At 61.5% G+C, this 454-nt stretch carries 1 protein-coding gene; it reads right to left on the bottom strand.

Features of this window, described 5'->3' with window-relative positions:
- Nucleotides 1-99 precede the first annotated feature (99 nt).
- Nucleotides 100-408, bottom strand: a complete 309-nt coding sequence (locus QSK26_RS41510; protein ID WP_285780864.1) for a transposase — start codon at nt 406-408, stop codon at nt 100-102.
- Nucleotides 409-454: the final 46 nt, after the last annotated feature.

Here is a 454-nt window from a genome sequence, read left to right as displayed (position 1 = left end):
GGCCGGTGGCGAACCCTGCAGCACATCACCGTCAGCCCCAGCCGAATCGGCGACGTCGCCCGCGCGGCGCTTGTCCTCACTCACTTCGAGCACGATTACCTACCGGGAATTCGCTGAGATCACGTCAGTAGACGTCCACAAAGAAGGCCGCGCATTTTTCAAGAAGGCGTTCTCCTGCTCAAGTTCCGCGATCCGACGTTCCATCTCGCGTACCCTTGCACGCTCCACGGCATCCCGAGCAGGCTCGGTGTTCCCCGACCGGCGGCGCTTCGCCTTGGCCACCCAGTTCCACACGGTCTCCCGCGATACACCGAAATCCTTGGCAGTTTGCCCGATCGTCGACTGCTCGTCCAAGACGGCCTTGACGACCTCGTCCTTGAACTCCTCTGAATAGTTCTTCCCCGCCACGAACCCTTCCTTCCAGACCAGTCAGCACCCTACTTGGCACCGTGTC

The sequence above is a fragment of the Microtetraspora sp. NBRC 13810 genome (assembly GCF_030268685.1).
Lineage (GTDB): Bacteria > Actinomycetota > Actinomycetes > Streptosporangiales > Streptosporangiaceae > BSRQ01.
This window is presented reverse-complemented; position numbering and strand designations above follow the sequence as displayed.